Here is a 22233-nt window from a genome sequence, read left to right as displayed (position 1 = left end):
TTGCTCGATATTCCCACCCCCGTAGCCGCCGACCTCGTCGCTCAACGGATCTTACTGGGCGCAGTTCCGGCTCGATAGTCTTCGGGACCGTCACCTATCTCCGGTCACTCACCTTTCGCTTGTGTTCTCGCACAGTAATCCATACTCTCCGCATACTATCGACGTAGCGGTGCTCGCAGCGTGCTCGTCTCACAGGTACAGATCAAGATAATCAGGTAGTACATAACGATTAGTGTCATCCACGTCGAGATCAACCAGAAGTTCTCCTCGCTGATTGCAGTAGTTGGCCGCCTCACCATCAGCCCTATACCCGTTGATGTCATAGGAAACGGTATGTCACGACCAGACGCCGAGACGGGTGACAGGCAGGACGACCGCATCGCCGAACGGATACGACAGCAGGACGAGTTCGCCGCCGACCTCAACGCACAGGGCTACACGGATCTCCTCGTCCTTCGACGGGAAAACGGGCGCGACGCCCTCACTGACGCCCGGCTTGCACTCATTGATTACCTTGATCGACACGGCGACGACATCGAATCCGTCCGCGACCTCGCTCGGCACCTTGACCGCGACAAGGGCGCTGTCAGCAAGGACCTTCACCGCCTCGCCGCACTCGACATCATCGAGTACGACAACGCAGGTGACGGCGACGCGAAGCGGCCTCGTCTGAAGCACACCCACGTCGTCATCGAACCGATCGTCTATTGAATGCACAAGCTCAGGACACTCAATCTCCCGCCACACCGCGGTCGGGAATTTTTCGCAACGGTCTTCGTCGAACCTGCTCCAGATGCGTTCGACTCATTTGACCTCACAACCGATGCCACACAGTGGGGAGTGAGCATCCACTTCCAGCCCAACCACCCGTACGCAAGTCACGTCGAAATCGCTCGGATCGATACCGAGCACGGTGAACCACACTTCGACCGTCTGTACGAACCCGATCAGCGCAAAGACTGGCTCGGCCACGACTACACGTACGAGGACGCCCGCCGTGAGTTGCTCTCGAACTGGCGTGAGTACGCCGACCAATTCCTTGAGAACCACTACTGCGAGTAGTTACTGCGACAGTCCCGAGGCCACTGCGACGACGGAATCGCTACCACGTCAACCCTTCGTACACGAGCCCGTCGCGTCTGTCGATCGCACGCCGCCCGTCGATCACTACTGGGGTTGCCATCGCATCGAACTCGTCGTCAAGCTCAGTAATTTCGGGCCAGTCCGTGACGACGAGCGCCGCCGCGGCGTCGTCGAGCGCATCGGACGGCGTGTCCGCGTACGTGATGCCCGGGAAGTGCGCCTGTATCTCGTCAGCAGCAACCGGGTCGTACGCGACGACGTTCGCGTTCCGATTCTGTAACCCGTCGATGACGGGGATCGCGCGAGAGTTCCGCACGTCGTCCGTCCCGGGTTTGAACGCCAGGCCAAGCACGGTGACGCGCTCGTCGGTCACGTCGACGTGGCGATCCATCAGCGAGAGGAGCCGTTCGGGTTGCCGATCATTTACTTCGGTCGCCGCATCCAGCATTACGGGTTCGTAGTCCTGCTCACGGGCTGCGGCGCGGATCGCCGCGGTGTCTTTCGGGAAACAACTCCCGCCCCACCCGAGGCCCGACCGGAGGAACTGGTCGCTGATCCGGTGATCTAGCCCGATCGCCTCCGCCACGTCGTACGCGTCGATCCCGAACTCCTTGCAAATGTTCCCGATGTCGTTGATCAGCGACACCTTTGCGGCGAGGAATCCGTTGTTCGCATACTTGATCATTTCCGCGGTGCGCGTGTCAGTCTCCACGACCGGCGCGTCCGCCTGTTCGATGAGTGGGTCGAACACCGCCCGCATATCGTCGCGTGCCCGGTCGTCATCCGCACCAAGTACCACTTTATCCGGGTCCAGGAAATCGTGGACGGCAGAGCCTTCCCGCAGGAACTCCGGGTTCATCCCGACCCCGAACTCCTCGCCCGCCGTCTTCCCGCTCGCCGTCTCTATGACTGGTGTAATCACGTCTGCAGTCGAGCCCGGGATCACGGTGCTTTTCACCACGACCGAGTGCCAATCAGGTTTCTGCGCGAGCGTGTCACCGAGTTGCTCCGCCCCCGCCTCCATAATCGACAGATCGATACTGCCATCCTCGTTTTGCGGGGTCGGCAAGCACAAGAACGTGACAGCAGTGTCGAGCACCGCGTCGTACTCAGTCGTCGCGCGGAGTCGGCCCGTACTCTCACTGCCAGCGTGGGTCGCAACTAACTCGTCGAGGCTGTCCTCGTGGATTGGCGGGTCGCCGTCGTTGATCGTTGCAACAGTCTCCTCGTCGACATCGATATTGACGACGTCGTGCCCAAGATCCGCGAAACAGGCGGCGATCGTCGTGCCAACATACCCGCTCCCGATAACAGACAAACGCATCTTAGTTCACGTATCCACGGAACGCTACATCAAGTGATGGGGTGACTCTGCACGATCAAGTTGCGATGTGGGTTCTGCTCATAGTACTGCCTGTCGTTTCGTCGTAGTAATGACAAAAGGTATGTGAGTCGCCTTTCCAGTCGTATCCAAGTATGGACGTAACGAAGGCAGTGATTCCGGCGGCCGGGTTCGGGACGCGGTTCCTCCCAGTGACGAAGGCCCAACCAAAAGAAATGATGCCGGTGTTGGACAAACCGACGATCCAGTACGTCGTCGAAGAAGCCGTTGAGGCTGGAATCGACGATATCCTCATTATTACGGGGCGTGGGAAGCAAGCGATCGAACGGCACTTCGACAAGTCTTACGAGCTTGAAGAGGCGTTGAAAGCCGACGCGAAACACGACCGGCTCGACCGCGTCCAAGACATTGCAGACCTGGCCGACATTCATTACGTCCGGCAGAAAGAACGCGACGGGTTAGGCGATGCCGTCCAGTACGCCGAAAAACACGTTGGCGACGACCCGTTCGCGTTACTTCTTGGCGATACGATCATCGAAAGCGACACGCCGTGCACAGCGAACCTGATCAACGCCGCGGAAACCCACGAGACGTCCGTCCTCTCGTTAGAACGCGTCCCGTGGGCCGACGTTCCCTCCTATGGGGTAGCAGACGTCGGCGATGTCGAGTCCTCAGGCGGGAGTTTCCCCGTCACGGATTTTGTCGAGAAACCCCCGCGCGAGGAGGCGCCGTCAAACCTCGCAATCACCGGACGGTACGTGCTTACCTCGGAGATCTTCGATGCGCTTGACCGCACTGAGATGGGTGTTGGCGGTGAACTCCAGTTAACAGACGCCATCCGGAAGCTCGACGGTGTGCGTGGGGTCGAGCTTGACGGTGACCGGTACGACATCGGGAACATCCCGAGCTGGTTGCAGGCGAACATCGAAATGGCGCTCACCCACGACGACGGCGAAATGAACGACGCCGTCAAAAACATCTTGGAGGCACAATTCTCGTGAGCCGCATCCTCGTCACCGGCGCCGCCGGGTTCCTCGGCTCATTCCTCTGTGACCGGTTATTGGAAGACGGGCACGAAGTCATTGGGATGGACAACCGCGTCAGCGGGCAAACCGAGAATTTAGAGGACGCGTTCTACCACGACCGGTTTACCCTCTACGAACACGACGTCACCGAATTCATCCACATCTCCGGCGAGTTAGACGCCGTGTTGCACCTCGCCAGTCTCGCCTCGCCCGTGTTCTACCGGGACCACCCGATCAAGACACTGAAAGTCGGGGCGTTAGGGACGCACAAGACACTGGGCTTGGCGAAAGAGAAGGACGCGACATACCTGTTCACTTCCACGAGTGAAGTATACGGCGACCCCGAAGTGAACCCACAGCCCGAATCATATCGTGGGAACGTTGATCCGTACGGACCACGGTCGTGTTACGACGAATCCAAGCGCTACGGCGAGTCGCTAGTGCGGGCATATCGAGATAAGCACGAATTGGATGTTCGGGTGGCGCGGATCTTCAACACGTACGGTCCGCGGATGCGACTCGATGATGGGCGCGTCATTCCGAATTTTATGAAACAAGCGTTGACTGGTGAGGATTTGACTGTGTATGGGGACGGTGAGCAAACCCGGAGTTTCTGTTACGTCTCCGATCTGATTGATGGGCTGGTGGCGTTGTTGGAGTCCGATGTGGAGGAGCCGGTGAACATCGGGAATCCAGACGAGCGGAGTATCAATGAACTGGCCGAGATCGTATTGGAGGTTACGGGGAGCGACAGCGGGATTACTCACGAGGAGTTGCCCCCGCAGGACCCCCAAGTGCGACGGCCCGACATCTCAAAGGTGCGCTCGGAGTTGGGGTGGGAGCCCGAGGTATCGTTGCGGGACGGGCTTCGGAAGTCGCTTGGGTACTTCGAAGAGCGGGTGTAACTGCGGTGCTCATAGGGTTACGGAACACGCATCATCCGCGAGAACGTTGTCTCGAGCCATACTACCCGGGGAAGCGCTGGCGAGTAGTCCGAACCACCTGTTCAGTTACTAGTGAATATCGCCGCGAAGTACCACGAAGAATGTGTCTCCTGCCCGTGTATGATGATAGCTCTCACCGTATGACCGGTGGGATGCGTTTATGTGCTTGCCACGACGTGAACTGACATACTGACTCTCCACCATGTCTGATTCGAACGTTTCTCGGCGCGACAAAATAGCCTCCCTCTGGGAGGTGGCCGAATTTGACCCAAAGCTCACGGCGCTAATCATCGTGTTTGGCGTCACTGCGGCGGGCCTTGAAGCTGTTGGATTGGGTTTCGCCTTCCCGTGATCGAACTCGTCCAAGCCAGCGGGGACCCAGCTACGAATGCGACGGGTGTATGGGGCTGTTCGTGTCGGCGTATCAGATCCTGAATGTTCCGTTCTCTCTCGCCACGGTCGTCGTCGGTGTTACAGTGGTGATGTTCGTTCGGTAGGTCGTGTTTAGTTAAGGATGAAGAGTGAGGCGGAATGATTTCTTGCTGGTCTATGGCAGAAATCGCCCGCCTCACCGGATGTACTGATTGGATTGATTTGGGTTTTGTGGAGCGACAGCGGACACCCGAGCGTGCGATGAAGCTCGGTATTCAACTGCAGTTAGCGGGGCTATCGCTGTCGAATACCGTCTCCGTGCTCGAAGAGTTGGGTGTCGAGCGATCTCGCAAAGCAATCCACGATTGGATCCAGAAAGCCAATCTACAGCCCACAGAGCGTCGAAACCCGAATCACGTTGCGGTTGACGAAACGGTGATTCGAATCAACGATCAGCAGTTCTGGCTGTATGCTCCAGCTGATCCCGACACAAACGACCTGCTGCATCTGCGGCTGTTTGCGACGACAACGACTGCATTAACCGAGATCTTTCTCCGAGAACTTCGCCAGAAACACGATGTCGAATCCGCCGTGTTTCTCGTCGATGGCGCTCAACACCTCCAAACTGCCCTGGCCAGAGCATCGCTCCGATTTCAAACTGAACGGAATGGAAATCGGAATGCCATCGAACGAATCTTTCGAGAGCTCAAGCGTCGAACGTCCTCGTTCTCCAACTGTTTCAGCCACGTACAGCCTAAAACTGCCGAAAATTGGCTCCAAGCATTTGCTGGCTGGCTCAATGCTCCAAACTAAACACGACCCCACCCCCGTCAGCCAATTATATATATTCCCTGTGAAAAGAAATGTCTATGACACAGCGGCCGAATATCCTCTTCGTCGTTTTAGATACAGTGCGTGCAAAATCAACCACTTTCGCAAATAGGGATATTACGCCAATTATTGAGGCCGAATTGGAACGAGGTGAGGGTTATCATAACGCCATAGCTCCTACCCCTTGGTCACTCTCCTCACACGCTTCAATGTTCACCGGAAAATACGCAACAGAACACGGCGCAACACCGGAAAGCCGGTGGCTTCCTGAGGAACACATAACGCTCGCTGAACGGTTATCCGAAGAAGGATACCGGACCGGAATTTTCACTGGGAATTTGTTCACTTCGGCCGCGTTCAATATGTCTAGGGGATTCAATACTACTAGCTTTTCGTTGCGGAAGAAACTATTTGATGACGGTCACTCTCTTGATGAAGTCCTTTTTCGGGAGGACTATCCCGGAAAGCGAGCATTACTGATGATGGGAGTCCGAGAACTGCTGTTCGGAGACCGGAAAACAGGCTCAAATATCCTTTATGCTGGGTTCAATAAAGTGCTTGGACGGACCGTTGAAAACGTTGACGAACGAAAGGAGCTGGACGATTATATTGTCCCAGACGCGAAACGGTTCATCACGTCCAAAGCTAGGTCTGAGCGCCCGTTTTTCGCATTTGTAAATATACTGTCGGCTCACGCCCCTTGGGAATACAGTAAGTCACGTCTCCGAGAAATCGGTGTTGAGCCCTCTGATTATGGGTCTGATGAGGAGTGGGAGTACCTTGCATCAGTCTCGGAGAACCAGTGGCCACACGCAGCGGGGGAGTTAACCTTTGATGACCGCGAACAAGAGATGCTGACATTGCTCTATGAAAGTTATGTACATAGAGCAGACAAACTTGCAGGAGAATTACTTCAGGCACTTGAGGAGGCAGATATTCGCGATGAGACAATAGTTATTCTAACCTCAGACCACGGAGAGGCTATTGCTGAAGACGGGGTACTTGGTCATACGGTATCGCTGCAAGACGCTTGTGTTCAAGTCCCTCTCGTTGTTTCTGGTCCGAAGTCTACTACCACTGAAATAAATGAAATAGTCAGCCTAAAGAATTTGTATGGGACACTACTCTCCCGTGCTGGGGTTCAAACGGATGCTCCAACTCTGCACGATACGCTTGAACAAGATATAGCCTTGACTGAACGATTTGGAGTCCCGTTGGAGGGAATTCAAAAACACGTTGACAATATCAATGATGACATTAAACAATACACTCACCATCATCAAAAATTGTATTCTTCTACATCCTCGGTCGAACGGTGTACTGATACAGGTGAGGTGTTCGGCGACGCCGATTTGTCGTCTGAATTGTCAAATTTCACCAATAGTTTAGAGCCACACACCGGAGAAAATAAACAGGCGAGGGCTTCGGAGAAGGTGACCGACCGATTGGAACAACTCGGATATATAAATTCAGAATATTAAGTTTTGTTAATATATTGTGTTCCTAATCTTTGTATTTACAAACTGTAACTATAGTCCTCAACCCGGTGCGGTTGTTGGTCAATTCTGCGATGTTGTCACTCCCCTCCTCAGTCCAGTCGTCAGTCCCTACGATGTACCCGATTGCCTAGAGGCCAGGATTATCTGGCCGAGTCCCTTCATCAAACTTCACGACAGCAGGTGTGGTCATCTCACACACCACTTGTGTTATCCTGCCTATTGTTCGCTCGATACCTCACACAACTCAGATTCATCCTACTCGGCGCTGATGATTCTTTAGCACCAACACCCTCCACCTAATAGTCTCGCTCCTCCTTCATCGAGTCGGCTATCTCACTGAATCTGCCGAGTGGACGCCAGCGCCGTATCCCATTCGAGTCAGGTTCACCATCCTTGCCACAGCTCATATGAGCGCACCATCGCTCGACATACTTAGGGCAGTGTGTGGCGTCGAGCTTGGCTTCATATCGCGCTGAGTTGGTGGATGCATCCATCTCCACCGTATCGCGGAACGTCTCGATAGCACTCAGTACAGGTAGGTTAGCGCCCACTTCTTGCGCGAGGGCTGTGGTTGCTCCTCGCTCTTGCTCAAGGTCAAGCCGATTGACAGAGGACGGAGCCTCCACCTTGTCAGAGCGGTGATACCGTATCGACACATCGACGCCCTCCTCTCGCAGTGGGTCGAAGCACTCTGACGAGATGAAGGTGGGAATCACTATCATATCGTGAGCGTGTGTCGTTTCGGCGCAAGGCTTTGGTGCTACGTCCTTCGGCGCAAGGAGGGATACACCAGCAAACTCCTCCCAGTATCCCGTCGCTTTGATGCACTCTCGGCGCTTCGTCTGGTTGGGATACTCAGGATAGAACTTGTCTGCGTGTTCGGCAATAGACTCATCCTCGCTTCGAGGGCGAGTGTAGGTCAGTAGGACTGTCGTGAGGGTGGGGTATGCATCGAGAAAGTACCGCTCCACATCCTTGGCTCGAACCGATTTCTGTCGTTCGCTCTTGTAGGTGTATGCGTGTTCGACAGGATGCTGGTGGATTCCATCATCGTACTCCTCTCGTCGCATATCGCGTTTGTCCTTGCACCACTCGCGGAATCTCTCGATTTTGTCGGAGGGTGTTGGTGCTACAGTAGCAGAATCTTCGACTCGCCAAAGCTCGCCCAACACGTCGCCCTGTGGTGGGACAGGTATCTCGCTCCTTCCATCGAGTTCCTCCGCTCCGAGCCAGTCCCGAATATCGCTCTCGTCGTATCCGTTTGCATCACCTTGAGCGAATAGCTCCGCTATTTGGAGTGGCTCACTGACATTTAAACCGAGATATTTGCCTGCCTCTACTGCGAGCCGATGAAGCCTCTCATCATCGGGTGTCTGTGCTGTCTGTACGCCTGCTGTCTGCCTCTGCGTGCTAACTGTTGACAATATATATCACGAGCCGAATAGAGTAGAACGACTACAGATTTCGCTCTTGGGTAGAATATTGTTGGTGGCGAGCTGTCGGGCGGTTTTGTTGTACCTTTGTTCATTGATCGGGATTGCCAGAACGGGAGAGAGCCTGGGTGAACGACGGAATCGACCGAGTTGACTCACCCCGGAGAAACCTCACCAACAATCTGTTCCACAAGAGCGATGATAGAAATTTCCTGTACAAGCAGTAATCATTTCTACTTTGTCTTCCATACTGGGCTACGAGCAGATTGGGAAGGAATCGATTGACACACCTTTCTTGGCGTAAATACGATGGGTTAGACTATATTAAACGATCCGCGATAAGGTTCTGCGCAATTCAGACGGGTCAATAATCAAATTAGAGTTGATATCATCGGGTTTTATACTGCGACCTTGGATTGGTTGATAATTATGTCCCAAATTATTTGCTAGAATATAGTAATGATCTCGAATATAATTATTGTGTAATTCAATGATCTTTGCGTTATTGGCCCAGATCATATTTGTGAGTCCAGCTCCGTGGGGGCCGAGTATTACCTCTGCATTTGAAAATAATTTCACCTGTTGAGTAAAGGCGAAATCTTCTGCGAGTACCCGCTTAAACCCAAATTTATCAAGCACATCCTCTATTTGATTTTCATTACTTATTTTCCTTTTTTGAGCATTCCCACGCGAAATATAAATGCGCTTCTGTGACTTATGTTGGCCCTCGGTGAGCGGAGCCTGGATGTGTCTTCTAAGCCATCGCAGGTTTTCGGGGGTAGCCTCAGGATATGCGGGCAATACCAAAGTATCTACATCTATCGCAGGTGGATTCCACTCAACACAAGCAGAAGTGTCAATATTTAGAACTTTAAGACTCTCAAGAACATATGGAGGGGGATCATTTGGTATGATTAGTGTTGGTTTATTTCTTGTTTGAGCTTCATAATGTCTTACTCCACGAATCTTAGGAAGATGTTCAATAAGCCAATGGTAATAATTGTTCCACTTGCTATGTAGTAAGCAAGCATACTCTAATGACTGCGAGGGGCTTGCAGAGAAATATGGCGAATGGATCCCATTAAGTGTTTGTAATGTGAGGAGTGGATATTTTACGAAAGCGCGCCGCACTGATTCTTCTATTCGGACGGGTTCTTGCGGTATAGTAATTGAATCAGCAATAAACTCACCTGTATTTGTGATACCGACTCCATTTGGACCAATTATCCTTATATTATCAATTTCACATACGAAATCTTCTCTGTATGTATATTCGCATGACTGTAAAAAATTCTCTCCCTCATATTCTCTTCCAAATGGATGGGCGCTCTCAGATCTGTCTAATTGATCATTATCAATCGTCGGTAATTCCCATAGACGGTCTTTATCGTACAGGTCTCGACTTTTGATTACTTTACTTGGTTTAAATGGATAATGATTCGGCGTGAGGTTCCGTACCCCTGTTCGAAATATCCCTTTCAATATCTGTTTGTAACCTCCTCGTCTGTATGCTCGCTTTATTCGTCTCAAGATATTGTATCTATATTTGCCGTTGTACATATATTCGACCGTCTTATCTTCCTATATTTCCAGCTCGTGATCGAATTTTTTCTCTCTATTGTCAGCAATTTTTTGTGTAGAGTATATGATGCCCAAGAAAGACGCTACTGTGGTGTATATCTACTCAACGTAACCTGGGTCCCGTAACTGTTCCGTTGGGAGTTGCTCATCTGAAAATTTCACACCCTCCTCTGTAGTGCGTATTTTCTTACGCTTGTCATAGGGTAACTCCAACCATGGTACTTGAACAAGTGGGTCAATATAGGCTCCCGGCGGATGGCCATATACCTCCCATTCACCGAACGCATTTCCGTGATCTGATGTAATAACTGTTTTTCCACTGAGCGAATCCGATAAATCTCGGATATATGGAAGTGTTATACGGAGATTTTCTTCATACACTTCCCAGATCTGCTCTTTTGTCAGTTTACCATTCTCGAGCTGTATCCAAATATGATCATCCCGGTTCTGAGATCTATATCCATTCTTTGACATAAACTCCTGCCCTTTGGGGCCAATCCAAGGATAGTGTGGCTGCAAGAAATGACTAATTAATCGCTTATTAGGATATCTTTCTTCTGCTCGTATCGTTTCATCTACCATCTCTTTCGGTGGTACAGTGTGAAGATCGTCATCCCATCCCGTTTTCCAAACTTCTTCAACTGCTGCAAATTCTGCATCGGCTTCGCTTGCTGGATTAGGATTGGATGATACATATACAACATCACGGAATGATCCATTCTTAAAATTTTGTTGAATAAACTCTCCAGTATGTGATCCCCGAGAATGGAAACGCTGTAATTTCCCCTCGAGAATATTCGCTGACTTAAAAAGATCATATCGGCAGGCGTCAAGAATAATTAGATCGCTCTTGTGAAGCACATTGTTGATTTTCAGAGGGCGGCGTTGAGAGCGTGTTTGAGTGCTTCATCACCTGGTTTTCTGAAGAGTTCGCGCCGGAGCTGAAAGGCTCTGAGATACGGCGTTAGCTTGGTTTTTGATACTCCTCGGTGGGGCGAGATCCACCGTCGCGCCAGCGACGCGTGGCTCTCGCAGGTGTTGATGTGGATGTCGTCGTCAGCATATTCTCCGTTACTGTGGACGACGTATTTCCGGGTGAATGCGTCATCTTCTTCGAGCGGATCATACGCTCGAAATCCGTCCGTATAGACGGTGAGCGACTCCTGGTGGCGGTCCGCCAGCAGGAGTCGAATGGTCGATTCATCCGCGGATTTCGCTGGCACGACGTACCGCTCGTTCGAACCACGATCAACCAGCGTGAACACCGGTGGTTTGTCACCATCATATGTTCCGCGCCCACGCGTGGACAGCCCACGCGAGCGCGACGCTTGGTCGCGCTCGCAGCCTTTGAGCCCAGCAGAGACGTACACTTCGTCGATTTCGACCGGGCCAGACAGCGTGATCGAAGGCGCGTCGAGCGCTCTGGCGAAGCGCTCGACGCGCCGCCTCACTGTTTTGTAGGAGAGATCGAGTTCCGCTTCGATTTGCCGAATGCTCGTGTTGAACCGTAAGAATAGGTAGATCGTAAAGTACCATTCTTTCAGCGAGAGCTTCGAGTGAGCAAAGATCGTCCCGGTCTTATCATTGAACGTCCGACCGCAATTCTTACACAGATACCGTTGATACACCCGATAGCTGCCGTTTCTGACCGTCAGGTCAGAACGGCAGCGGGGGCACTCGACACCATCACACCAGCGAACCTGTCGTAGCAGGTCCGCTGCAGCCGATTCCGACACAAACCGGCTTACTGGGAACATATCGGGCACCGCTGGCGCGGTGCCCTTGCCCTCTTCGACTTTCAGTCGCAGCTCTCGATATCAACAATCTACTTCGCAAGAGCGTAATTAGATTATCCCAATCCTGTTCCATAATGTAATCCCCAAAATTACCGCCAAATATAGAATTCATCACATCTGATTTACGTCTAACTAATTCTCGTAATATTAATCTTGGGCGACGGTACGCTTTCTTTATATCTTTAATATCATACATATCTCCAAGGCTTTGAGCTAGTATTACTTAAATTAACTGGGAAACACACTACTTATAATTGATGCTATCTCGGAATGATATATGTGTAGTGGAACGCGGCGAAAGCTTTGACCCAGCATTCTACTATTTCCAAGTCCTATGGTACAGAATTGACTGTGGAAGGTCCAATTCAGTATTTGAGTGCTGAACCAACTTCGGCCAATGACTGTTTTCCACGGTTCATTAATGTGAAGTTAGGGGTTGAGATCGTCAAGGGCCTATAATAGCGTTTGCAAGTCTTCACTCACTCGATCGCACGACGGCGTGCGATCGGATGAGTAATCAGTTGCAAACGCTACTATAGTTATCCACCACAACTACATCGCTGTGACAGCACTTCAATGTTTGTTGATCGACAGTAATATACAGAGGTTAGATCGGAGGCTCTGATGTGTATAACTTTGAACGCCTCAGTATTGACGGTTTCCCAGACGGGACCTTGGTCGTTTTAATGCTGAGTTTCAGTCCCTCACAAAGCATCGCCAGTTAGCGTGACCTGAGCCATCTGTTCTGTTGTGGCGAGGCGTCGCCATATATTCGTAGTGGAGATACCGCCACGCGTTCTACAACAGTAGACTCACCACGACGTAGATCAGTCTCACCGTCGGATCTCGCTTCGTTGTGGTCGCTATCGCTTGCTCGGACAAGCAATAGCTCGACTCAATACCGAAGCGTTTCGAGTAGTGGTATCGAGCCTGGTGTGGTGTCTCGATGAACGGTGCATCAGCGGCGTAGCCGTGACGCGCCACTCTGTACTCGTCATACCGTCCATTCAGGTACGTACAGTCGATGTAGACGGGAAACTCGACGGTCACAGGTGGACCGTCGAGTTTCCGTCAGGTCGTGGTTGATCACGCGACTCCATCCTTCCGCGAGTTCCTGCTGAGTGGTATCTCCCCACCGAATGATCGGCATCACGTAAGCGTGGTTGTGCGCCTGCAACAGCGTGAGACACTTGCTATCGTAGAATCCACGTTGAGGTAGCCTTGACTCCGGTGTCCAGGTCGTCAAGCAGTCCAAGAAACTCGACGATGACGCTGCTGGCGGTGGGCTATCTTGAAGACGGCGACACCGCCAGCGTGTACCGCTTGTTCTTCACACGCGCGTAGAGTGCGGTAAGCGTGGAACGCGGTGGTTCCGCGCTTGCCTCGGAATGATAGAGGGGGTCTGTCTCGTCTTCGTCACCGTAGTAGGGCCGCAGGTGGAAGTCTGCGCAGACCTCCACCTGCTCGGGAAGCAGGTCGACGATATTTCGCCGGAGGAGCGTGTTATCGACTCGTTCGAGCCGTTCCGGCTCGAACTTTGTTCGCAGATGGTAGAGGATCGTGTTCGCAGGCGGTGAGCCCTCACTGGACTCACACAGCGTTGAGACTGAGGTCCCGTCGGCGGTCGCGCCGACGAGGACTTCGTAGATGTTCTCAGCATCGATTTCAGCATTGGGAGAGAGAAACTTCCTCGTTAAGCTGATTGACGAGGAAATTAAGGAGCTGGTCTTCGTGGATTTCACTGTCTGCTTGCTGCTGGTGCTTGGACACATCCTCAGCAAGCAGACGTTCTAACTAACCAGTTTGTGAGGTACTGAGTTTGGTCTCCTCAATACGGTTGTCGAATGGTACGGGTCCGACTTTTCCACGTGGTAATATGAGGAACCAGTATGGAACAGAAGGCTGCTTCGACGTGCTGTACAGTCGGCAATTCCTTCATAAATATGTGTTTGCGTGTGTCTACTTAATGTGCGGGCGGGTATCTTCGAGATACACTGGAAGGCTCAACTACTCTCCCTTCACACCAAGTTTGACGTGCTTGGATCACCACATAAGCGATAATTTATTACTAATACTTGATTAGATGTAGATATGCAGGTGATTATATCCGTTCCTGGATCGTTTCACGTTCCAATGCTGGGTGGAGAATTAGAGGAACGGAATTACCTGAAAATGATATATTCTACTCAACCGAACTTTGGATCTGATACTTCCTTAATTTCTAATAGAAAGATATCGCATATTCACCATCCACATATAGTTGAATATATTACTCATCGTTTTCCTCTTTTAACAAGTCTCATACCGGTGAATTGGAATGACCCTTCAAGACGCTTGAAGACGATGCTATTCGATAGGTCTGTATCTAGAAGATTAGAAGCCACTGAAGATGGTATTTTTATAGGATTCGCGGGGGGCTGTCTTAAAAGTTTAGAGAGAGCTAATGAATTGGGATTAACAACCGTGGTTGAGAGAAGTTCTGTTCATATTAAGACACAAAAGGATATTCTTGACGAAGAGTTTGGAAAATATAACCAAGGAGAATGTCCTATTTCTGAACAACATATCTGCCGAGAAGTTAGAGAATACGAAATTGCGGATTATATAGTCACCCCGTCAAAGTTCGCCCAAGATTCATTTTTAAATCGGGGCTTTTCTAGATATAAAGTGAAAAAAGTCCCACTTGGGACCCAGATCCCTAAATTTTCAGATGGGAAGAAGGCACAAAGTAAAAGAGTAAATTTCGACGAAGACAAGATCTATTTTATATATTCTGGTCAGGTTTCCCTTCGCAAAGGGATTCAATATCTGCTACCTGCCTGGGATTCTCTAGATCTAACTGAAGCAGAATTAATCATCACGAGCGCTATTCAAGATAGTGCACGACCATTAGTTCAAGAGTATCAGAATAGGAAGGACATTCACTTTTTAGGGTGGGTAGATGATTTATACCAATGGTTTGAACGTGCAGATGTTTTTGTATTCCCTTCTATGGAAGATGGATTTGCACTTGTCGTAATAGAGGCGATGGCATCAGGTCTTCCAGTGATCGTTTCTGAGAACACCGGGGCTAAGGACTGTATAAGAGAAAGTGTGGATGGGATTACAGTACCAGCGGGCAAGATTGAATCATTAGCAGTGGCAATACAATATATGTATGATAACCCTGATGAACGCTGTCAAATGGGCAGAAATGCTAGGAAACAAATCCAGTCTAAATATACTGCAGAGGATTACGGGTCACGTATATCTTCAGTATATCGGAATATGATTTGATATTATTCAGATAGTCAGGTAAGTGTAATGAATAGGTTCTCTAATTGATCAACAGCAGATCGGATATCGAACTTCGTTTCGATAGTTTTTCGCGCGTTCTTTGCTAACCGTTTTCTTTGTGCTGGATTATCAAGAAGTTCAGCCACAGCCTTTGCTATCACTTCGGAATCATTCGGTTCTACTAGTATTCCATCATAGCCGTCGGTAATGAGCTCCGGTATTGCAGATACAGTTGTTGACACACATGCTGTTCGGGTCGCCATTGCTTCTTTCAATGCCACCGGCGCAACATCTCGGTCTCCATCCGAAGCAATTACGCAAGGAAGAACGAACAATTCAGCATCATAAAGTTCCGATTTTAGACGATCATCGGAAACATGTCCTAAGAACTCAACATAACTTTCGATACCAAATTCATAAACCCTATCCCTAAGAAACTGCTCTTGCTCTCCCGAACCGATAATATGGTATTCAATATCGTATCCCTGCTTAATGAGCTTCGCAACTGCGTCAATCATATATTTATGACCTTTCTTTTCAACAAGCCGTGCAACCGTAAGGAGCCGCCCTGATATACAATTGCCAGATTGATCAAACTTATTGGCATCCGTTGTCGCCGGAACTACAGTCATCTCAGTATTTACTCCGAATTTCTCTCGGAGAAACTCTCTATTATACTTAGAAGGGACAATCACATGATCAAAGCGCAAAAAGAGACGCTGTAGTCGTTGAATATCTGGATTAGAGAAGATCTCGTAAGCATGCGCGGTAATGGTACAGGGGATATCGTAATACGCAGCCGCATATGTGACTGCTATACGGTTTGGCACTGCAAAATGAGAATGTATTAAATCAACACTGCCTTCTGATTCAATAAATTCGATAAGCTGCTTTCCGAGATGAAGGCAAGAGGCGTGGTAGCGTGGTTCATCGACAAATGCTGCTTGACGTAATACGGTCGGATTCAAAATATAATGTGAGAGGAGATCAGGAAGCGATTGAAGAGAAGGTTGCTCCGCATAGTGAACTGTCAAATCTATATTTTGAAGTTCTTTATGAACGATTTCTTCATCTGTCTGAGTAATGGCAAATATAGATACAGTATGCCCTCGTTTTTTAAGCTCATATATTTCATTTATAACGAAACTTTCGGACAATTTTGGAAACTGACTGACGAAATAAATTATTTTCATAACAAATTTTCTGTAGATATTTTATGAATTAATAGCGATTAATCTTCATTCCGATGACTGAACTCCTGAAGAGTCCTGCTCAAGGATAACACGATATTGGAGTGTTAATAGATTATTCATTTTCGTATGCTCTGGTCTACGTTACGCTTTCGCTCGTCGAAACGGCCCGACAAAGTATTAATTTTGGCACTGTTCAGATAAGATCGAAGGATGAGGCGGACGTAGTTTCTTGGTGTCCATACCAGAAACTCGCCGCCTCACCGGATGTAGCGACTGGCCTGAGTTAGGATTTGTGGAGCGAGAGGCGACACCCGAGCCGGCGATGAAGTTGGGTATCCAACTCCATTTGGCGGGATTGTCGCTGTCGGATACCGTCTCCGTCCTCGCTGGCCTGGGTGTCGATCGGTGCCGATCCACTGTTCACAACTGGATTCAGAAGGCTGACCTACAGCCGACAGAGGGACGGAATCCGAATTACGTTGCGGTAGACGAGACAGTAATTCGAGTGAATGACCAGCGCTACTGGCTGTTTGCTGCGGTCGACCCCGACTCAAATCGCCTGCTACACGTGCGACTGTTCTCGACCAGAACCTCTGCGTTGACCGAGATGTTTCTCACGGAACTCCGCGAGAAACATCTCGTTGACGACGCGATCTTTCTGGTCGATGGCGCACCCTGGCTGCAGGCGGCCTGCCATCGCCACTCGCTCCGATTCCAACACGTCACCCACGGGAATCGGAATGCCGTCGAACGCGTCTTCAAAGAGCTCAAACACCGAACTGAAGCCTTCGCTACCCACTTCAGACACGCCGATCCGAACACAGCAGAAACCTGGTTGCAAGCATTTGCCGTCTGCTTCAATCAACTAATCTGAACAATGCCTCAGAACGAATGGTGTTGAGGTAGCGCTTGGTCTGGCAGTTTCTATTTCGATCCAGACTAAGAAGTCAGAGTCTTTTTATCCGTATGTACCATAAATAAAGGTAGACCTGTCTTCACACAAGTATTTATGTCTGACTCGCAAAATGCCACTGTCACCCGTCGAGAAAAGATTAACGCGCTTCTGGATGTAGCTCGGTTCAACCCGAAGTTTACGGTACTGATCATCGGGCTGGGACTCGTTGCTGCAGTCCTCGAGGGGGTCGGTCTAAGTTTTATTCTACCAATCGTTGAGATCGTCCAGGCAGAAGACCCCGTTGCTCAAGCTGATGGGCTTATGGCCGTGTTCGTGACGGTATACCAAACGCTGGGTATCCCGTTCACCCTCGGGTTTGTCGTTGTCGGCGTTGCTGTCGTGATGACAGCCCGGTACACGATGAGTTTCGTCGTGGCGTGGTTCCGCGAGGCGTTGCGAACGTACTACATCCGCGATCTACAGATGCGAGCATTTCGAAGTGCGTTGGACGCCCGAATCGAGTATTTCGACGAAGAAGGATCGGACGATATACTGAATGCGATTGTTACGCAAACAAATTACGCTGGGCGGGCGATTCAGCGCGTTGTCAAACTTACAGAAGTGCTCTTTCTGGCATTAGCGTATCTCTCAGTCGCACTGTTCATTGCCCCGGTGCTCACGGTGGTTTCACTCGCGGTTCTCGGAGGTCTCACTGTCCTGCTTCGGAACGTTATCGAACCGGGATATGAACTCGGGGAATTGGTCGCCGAGGCAAACGAACAGCGGCAGGAGGCAGCACAGGCGGGGACACAGGGGATCAGAGATATCCGTATTTTTGGTCTCGCCGAGGAGCTGTACCAAGACTTTATTGACGCGATCGATCAGTTCACCGAATCCCGTATCAAACTTCGACGTAACGAGGCTGCGCTCAGTAACTTCTATAGTCTCGGTGTAGCTGTTTCGGTATTCGTTTTGATTTACCTCGCATTAACCTTCGCCGACTTGTCGGTTGGTGCACTCGGAGTGTTTTTATTTGCGATGTTCCAACTCGGGCCGAGAGTAAGTCGCCTCAACTCGGAGTTTTATAATCTCGAAAATGACTTACCGCATCTCGTCCGAACGCAGGCGTTCATCCGGAAATTAGAAGACCGGGAAGAACCGAATGAACCCACCCGTGATGTTCCAGCCGAAATCGAATCCGTCGAATTCGATAATGTGCGGTTTTCTTATAATGATGAAGAACAGGTACTTCGTGGAGTTGACTTCGAGGTTGAGAAAAGCGAGTTCATCGCCTTCGTCGGGCAATCAGGGGCTGGCAAATCCACGATCGTGTCCCTGCTGGCTCGCCTGTACGAGGTAGATGAGGGAGAGATTCGAGCAAACGATGTGCCGATAGAGGAGATGGACATCCACGAGTGGCGAGAGCACCTTTCGGTCGTCCGTCAGAGTCCGTTCATTTTCAACGACACGCTGCGGTATAACCTCACAATTGGGAATCGCGATGTAACAAAGACAGAATTGGATCGTATTTGCGAGATTGCACGGGTTGACGAATTCTTTGATGATTTACCAAACGGGTACGATACGACGCTTGGCGACAATGGTGTTCGCCTTTCCGGGGGACAGAAGCAGCGTGTCGCGTTGGCGCGGGCGCTGTTAGAGGATGCAGACTTGTTGGTCTTAGACGAAGCGACGAGTGATCTGGACTCAAACTTGGAGCAGGAGGTCCAGGCAGCGATCGAAGCAATGGACCGGGACTACGCGTTGATCACTATCGCACATCGGTTGTCTACGGTTCAAAATGCCGACCGGATATACACGATGGAGAATGGCCAAGTAACTGAAGTCGGGACACACGCTGAACTGATAGATAACGGTGGGCAGTATGAAGAGTTGTACACGATCCAATCAAAATAAAGAGATCAAGCGTCACATCTCAGAGGAGAAGCTTGACGAGCTTCTCCGCGACGCCGAAGACAAGCACAGAATTCAGCGTCTCGGGTTTGTGAAAAATCTCTACCAGGGTGATACGATTGCGGAAGCTGACGACCGTGCTTCCCGGTCGGCAGCGATCGGCGGCTAATGGGCGGATGCGTGGAATGAGGGTGGACTCGAAGATTGATGTCGAGCTTTGGGGGTAGCCGGCCCCCGAAACTCGACGAAGACGAACAAGAAGGGCTCTTCAAGCTCCTCAAAGAAGGTCAGCCGTGGAAATCACAGGAGATCCAGCACCTTCTGGCCGAGGAGTTCGGCGTCGGGTACCATCCGGATTACCTCGGGGAGTTTCTCCGAGGCCTCGGCTTATCGTACACGAAACTACGTCCAAAACGTCCAAACCGGCCGGAGAATCCGGAGGAAATCCTCGATGAGCGCGTCGCTGACGCGCTCGACGAGACTGACGACCAACCCCACCACAAAGAGCATCCGTATTCGGTTAAGGACAGAAACCAAGTGACGGCACTCCGATTATGTTATCGCTGTAGACCGCGTAGGGAGAGGTGTGAAACCCAAACTCTCCCCAGTCCTCATACGACGCTGATTGACTTCTCTCTTTCCAGCAGTGCGTATAGAAGACATCGCGCGTGAGCGGGATGTCGTCCGCCGCCACCGGAAACTCGATGTCTCTATGTTCGTCTGGACGCTGATTGCGGGCTTCGCCGCTGGCGGCGAAGCACGCGCCATCGCCGCATATCGCCGCTCCTACAACGCCGCTACTGGTCACGGACTCTATCCATCCAGCATCTACAACCGCTTTACCGATGAGGTCGCTGATCTCCTTGGCGACCTCCTCGAACATACTATCGAGGAGGTCGCCGTCCCGCATCATCTCGCACCAGCCTTCGACCGATTCCGTAGCGTCATCGCTGCTGACGCCACTATCGTCCGCTTGCATCGGTTCCTCTCGGCTTTTCCAGCAACTCACGAGGGTGTCTCCGGTCTCCAACTCTACCTCGTGCATCACGTCACCGAACGGTCGATGATCTCCGCCGAGATCACCGACGAACGCACCCACGAGAGCACACTGTTCAAAACCGGCTCGTGGATGCGTGGACGCCTGTTTCTGCTTGATCTCGGCTTTTTCAAGTACCGCCGGTTCGCCTTGATTGACGAGAACGACGGCTCCTTGGTCAGCCGCCTCAAGCGCAGTACGAATCCACTGATCACCGAGGAACTGGAGGGATGGCGCGGGCGCGCTATGCCGCTGGTCGGCAAGCAGATTTTCGACGTAGTGGGTGACCTACACCGCCAAGGAACCGACGTTCGGTGAAAGTCTCGGTCAAACGTCGTCCCTACGATGAGAGCCAGTCGATCACGCCCAAGCGGTTCCGAGTCGTCGGCGTCCGGGACGAGGACGCCGACGACGGCCACCGGCTGTACATCACGAATCTGCCCAGCAAGGAGTTCAGTCCCGCCGAAGTGAGTGCGCTGTACCGGGCTCGGTGGAGCGTGGAGTTGCTGTTCCGTGAGTTGAAATCACGATACGAGCTGGGGTCGTTCCAGACGGAGAAGGCGCATATCGTCCGGATACAAGTGTTGGCGGCTCTGCTGACGCTGGTAGTCAGCAGAGCCATCCTTCGAGTGTTCGTCGATCACGCCGACGACTATGGAGACGGTGCAACGTTCCCGCCGGAGCGCTGGGCGACGACCTTCCGGTCGGTCGCCCAGCTCGTGCTGTTCGATATCGTAGAAGCGTACACGGGTATCCACCGCCAAACCTACCCGAGTTCCTCTATCACGAAGCGCAGCAACCAGATCCATCTCGGGTTACACTGCTCGGGGAGGTGAATGCAGAGCTATGTAGCGGTTTCCAAGCTCAACCGAATACGAATGGTTGACACAGTATCTCAGAGCGTTTCAGTTACGTCGGGAGCTGTATCGGAAACCTGGTCGGGGTGCTCTCAAATATGCTGTTTGAGCGACGCTGTGAAATCAACAATGTGCTACGGATGAGCGTATATTCTATCCGAGATAAGACGCATAGACAGGTAGCTAGAAATGAAAAACGAATTATTTATTTACGATTAATGGATAAATTTCCGTACGATGTCTCTGGCTTCTCTATAGATAATGCTAAGTGTATTCGGTAGTGGACTTAGACTGAAATATGGCAAATTCAGAAGGTATACTCTATATCGCTACTGGCAAAAAATATATTAACGAGGCAGTAACATCTGCGCGCAGCTTAGAGGAACATATGCCAGATATCCCAATATCAATAATATCTAATAGAGAACCTGATTCTGACATATTTGATACTGTATTTACGGTTGATAATCCATCTTATTCTTTCAAAGATAACGTAGATTACCTTCGTAAGAGTCCCTATGACAAGACAATTTTCTTAGATTCTGACACATATGTGTGTCGGGATATCTCCGAACTCTTTGAATTACTCGAACAATTTGATATTGCTGCAGCTCATGACACTGGTCGCCGACATAAATTATATAAAGACGACAATATAGAAGTTCGAGCCCCAGATAGTTTTCCAATGTACAATTCTGGCGTGGTAATATTTTCTGATAATATAGAAATTGACAATTTATTTGACAAATGGGAAGACATATACTATCGTCATACTGATAAGGCCTCTGGTATCGTAAATCAACCTTCATTCCGAGAGGCACTGTACAAGACCGACGTTCGGATTGCAACTCTCCCGCCGGAATACAATTGTAGGCTTCCGTATCCGACCTATCTAAGAGGCGAAGTGAAAATCATCCATGGTAGAACCTCAAATTTTGAAGCTATTGAACAGATACTGAATGAGGAACCTACTGAATCACGTCGTACGTTTTTGAACTTTTCTGGTCGAAAAAATCCACATATACTACGTCTTGATCTGGATAAATGGCAATATCGTCAACGGAGTTTGTTTGAATCTTTGTTCAATAGGGGTATAAAAGAAACAGCAATAGGACTCATTCGTTGGTACAAAGGAGATAATTTTTGGGAATCATAA

The 22233-nt window shown here is 50.6% G+C and carries 16 protein-coding genes and 3 pseudogenes; 12 read left to right on the top strand and 7 right to left on the bottom strand.

Annotated features, from left to right (window positions below; all coding sequences use genetic code 11):
* Positions 1-333: 333 nt before the first annotated feature.
* Together IEX72_RS01200 and IEX72_RS01195 are read left to right on the top strand one after the other, a co-directional pair.
* Positions 334-711, top strand: coding sequence for an HVO_A0114 family putative DNA-binding protein (locus IEX72_RS01200; RefSeq protein WP_188785553.1), 378 nt, complete (start codon positions 334-336; stop codon positions 709-711).
* A 129-nt stretch (positions 712-840) separates the two neighbouring features.
* A complete protein-coding gene (locus tag IEX72_RS01195) occupies positions 841-1062 on the top strand; it encodes a DUF7718 family protein (protein ID WP_188785552.1) in 222 nt (73 codons plus the stop codon).
* A gap of 40 nt (positions 1063-1102) precedes the next feature.
* Here the strand turns inward: IEX72_RS01195 and aglM are convergent, their stop codons facing one another.
* Positions 1103-2407, bottom strand: coding sequence for a UDP-glucose 6-dehydrogenase AglM (gene aglM, locus IEX72_RS01190; protein WP_188785551.1), 1305 nt, complete (start codon positions 2405-2407; stop codon positions 1103-1105).
* Between the two features lie 152 nt (positions 2408-2559).
* On the opposite strand from aglM, the gene galU reads away from it, so the two are divergent.
* From galU to IEX72_RS01170, 4 genes are all read left to right on the top strand, one after another.
* On the top strand, positions 2560-3426 hold the full coding sequence (gene galU / locus IEX72_RS01185) for a UTP--glucose-1-phosphate uridylyltransferase GalU (RefSeq protein ID WP_188785550.1): 867 nt from the start codon (positions 2560-2562) through the stop codon (positions 3424-3426).
* Complete coding sequence (locus IEX72_RS01180) at positions 3423-4355, top strand: UDP-glucuronic acid decarboxylase family protein (protein WP_188785549.1); 933 nt, start codon at positions 3423-3425, stop codon at positions 4353-4355. Before galU ends, IEX72_RS01180 begins: the two co-directional genes overlap by 4 nt.
* 588 nt (positions 4356-4943) lie before the next feature.
* Positions 4944-5579: an IS6 family transposase gene (locus IEX72_RS01175; RefSeq protein ID WP_188785548.1), complete on the top strand. Its 636-nt coding sequence runs from the start codon at positions 4944-4946 to the stop codon at positions 5577-5579.
* A gap of 56 nt (positions 5580-5635) precedes the next feature.
* Positions 5636-7078, top strand: coding sequence for a sulfatase (locus IEX72_RS01170; protein WP_188785547.1), 1443 nt, complete (start codon positions 5636-5638; stop codon positions 7076-7078).
* A gap of 314 nt (positions 7079-7392) precedes the next feature.
* Here the strand turns inward: IEX72_RS01170 and IEX72_RS01165 are convergent, their stop codons facing one another.
* From IEX72_RS01165 to IEX72_RS01145, 5 genes and pseudogenes are all read right to left on the bottom strand, one after another.
* On the bottom strand, positions 7393-8520 hold the full coding sequence (locus IEX72_RS01165; protein ID WP_188785546.1) for a hypothetical protein: 1128 nt from the start codon (positions 8518-8520) through the stop codon (positions 7393-7395).
* 333 nt (positions 8521-8853) lie between these two features.
* The gene (locus IEX72_RS01160) at positions 8854-10011 is read right to left on the bottom strand and encodes a glycosyltransferase family 61 protein (RefSeq protein ID WP_188785545.1); all 1158 of its coding nucleotides are present in this window, start codon (positions 10009-10011) and stop codon (positions 8854-8856) included.
* A gap of 198 nt (positions 10012-10209) precedes the next feature.
* Positions 10210-10971 carry a hypothetical protein gene (locus tag IEX72_RS01155; RefSeq protein ID WP_188785544.1) on the bottom strand — a complete coding sequence of 254 codons (762 nt, stop codon included), beginning with the start codon at positions 10969-10971 and terminating at the stop codon, positions 10210-10212.
* 11 nt (positions 10972-10982) lie between these two features.
* On the bottom strand, positions 10983-11867 hold the full coding sequence (locus IEX72_RS01150) for an IS1595 family transposase (protein ID WP_188785716.1): 885 nt from the start codon (positions 11865-11867) through the stop codon (positions 10983-10985).
* An 840-nt stretch (positions 11868-12707) separates the two neighbouring features.
* Positions 12708-13676 (bottom strand): annotated as a pseudogene (locus IEX72_RS01145) (ISH3 family transposase); the annotation flags it as partial.
* Positions 13677-13997: 321 nt separating this feature from the next.
* Between IEX72_RS01145 and IEX72_RS01140 the strand changes: the two are divergent.
* Positions 13998-15182 (top strand): glycosyltransferase family 4 protein, encoded by a 1185-nt coding sequence (locus tag IEX72_RS01140; RefSeq protein WP_188785543.1) that lies wholly within the window; start codon positions 13998-14000, stop codon positions 15180-15182.
* Between the two features lie 14 nt (positions 15183-15196).
* Here IEX72_RS01140 and IEX72_RS01135 read toward each other — a convergent pair whose 3' ends face one another.
* Positions 15197-16375, bottom strand: a complete 1179-nt coding sequence (locus IEX72_RS01135) for a glycosyltransferase (protein WP_188785542.1) — start codon at positions 16373-16375, stop codon at positions 15197-15199.
* A gap of 238 nt (positions 16376-16613) precedes the next feature.
* Between IEX72_RS01135 and IEX72_RS01130 the strand changes: the two genes are divergently transcribed.
* The 5 genes and pseudogenes from IEX72_RS01130 to IEX72_RS01110 all read left to right on the top strand — a co-directional run bounded on the left by IEX72_RS01130 (position 16614) and on the right by IEX72_RS01110 (position 22233).
* Positions 16614-17249: an IS6 family transposase gene (locus IEX72_RS01130; protein ID WP_188785715.1), complete on the top strand. Its 636-nt coding sequence runs from the start codon at positions 16614-16616 to the stop codon at positions 17247-17249.
* A 135-nt stretch (positions 17250-17384) separates the two neighbouring features.
* Positions 17385-19187: an ABC transporter ATP-binding protein gene (locus IEX72_RS01125; protein WP_188785541.1), complete on the top strand. Its 1803-nt coding sequence runs from the start codon at positions 17385-17387 to the stop codon at positions 19185-19187.
* Positions 19156-19688, top strand: a pseudogene (locus IEX72_RS01120) (IS630 family transposase); the annotation flags it as partial. The gene IEX72_RS01125 and the pseudogene IEX72_RS01120, both read left to right, overlap by 32 nt.
* Before the next feature lie 121 nt (positions 19689-19809).
* Positions 19810-21106: pseudogene (locus IEX72_RS01115) on the top strand (IS4 family transposase).
* A 269-nt stretch (positions 21107-21375) separates the two neighbouring features.
* Complete coding sequence (locus tag IEX72_RS01110; RefSeq protein WP_188785540.1) at positions 21376-22233, top strand: glycosyltransferase; 858 nt, start codon at positions 21376-21378, stop codon at positions 22231-22233.

Origin of the sequence: Halobellus salinus (genome assembly GCF_014646875.1) — an archaeon.
Classification (GTDB): Archaea; Halobacteriota; Halobacteria; order Halobacteriales; family Haloferacaceae; genus Haloquadratum; species Haloquadratum salinum.
This window is presented reverse-complemented; position numbering and strand designations above follow the sequence as displayed.

Bases quoted from the DNA above. Each gene is read 5' to 3' on its own strand.
- IEX72_RS01200 (WP_188785553.1), top strand. From the start codon at position 334: ATGTCACGACCAGACGCCGAGACGGGTGACAGGCAGGACGACCGCATC.
- aglM (WP_188785551.1), bottom strand. From the start codon at position 2,407: ATGCGTTTGTCTGTTATCGGGAGCGGGTATGTTGGCACGACGATCGCC.
- galU (WP_188785550.1), top strand. From the start codon at position 2,560: ATGGACGTAACGAAGGCAGTGATTCCGGCGGCCGGGTTCGGGACGCGG.
- IEX72_RS01175 (WP_188785548.1), top strand. From the start codon at position 4,944: ATGGCAGAAATCGCCCGCCTCACCGGATGTACTGATTGGATTGATTTG.
- IEX72_RS01170 (WP_188785547.1), top strand. From the start codon at position 5,636: ATGACACAGCGGCCGAATATCCTCTTCGTCGTTTTAGATACAGTGCGT.
- IEX72_RS01150 (WP_188785716.1), bottom strand. From the start codon at position 11,867: ATGTTCCCAGTAAGCCGGTTTGTGTCGGAATCGGCTGCAGCGGACCTG.
- IEX72_RS01140 (WP_188785543.1), top strand. From the start codon at position 13,998: ATGCAGGTGATTATATCCGTTCCTGGATCGTTTCACGTTCCAATGCTG.
- IEX72_RS01135 (WP_188785542.1), bottom strand. From the start codon at position 16,375: ATGAAAATAATTTATTTCGTCAGTCAGTTTCCAAAATTGTCCGAAAGT.
- IEX72_RS01125 (WP_188785541.1), top strand. From the start codon at position 17,385: ATGTCTGACTCGCAAAATGCCACTGTCACCCGTCGAGAAAAGATTAAC.
- IEX72_RS01110 (WP_188785540.1), top strand. From the start codon at position 21,376: ATGGCAAATTCAGAAGGTATACTCTATATCGCTACTGGCAAAAAATAT.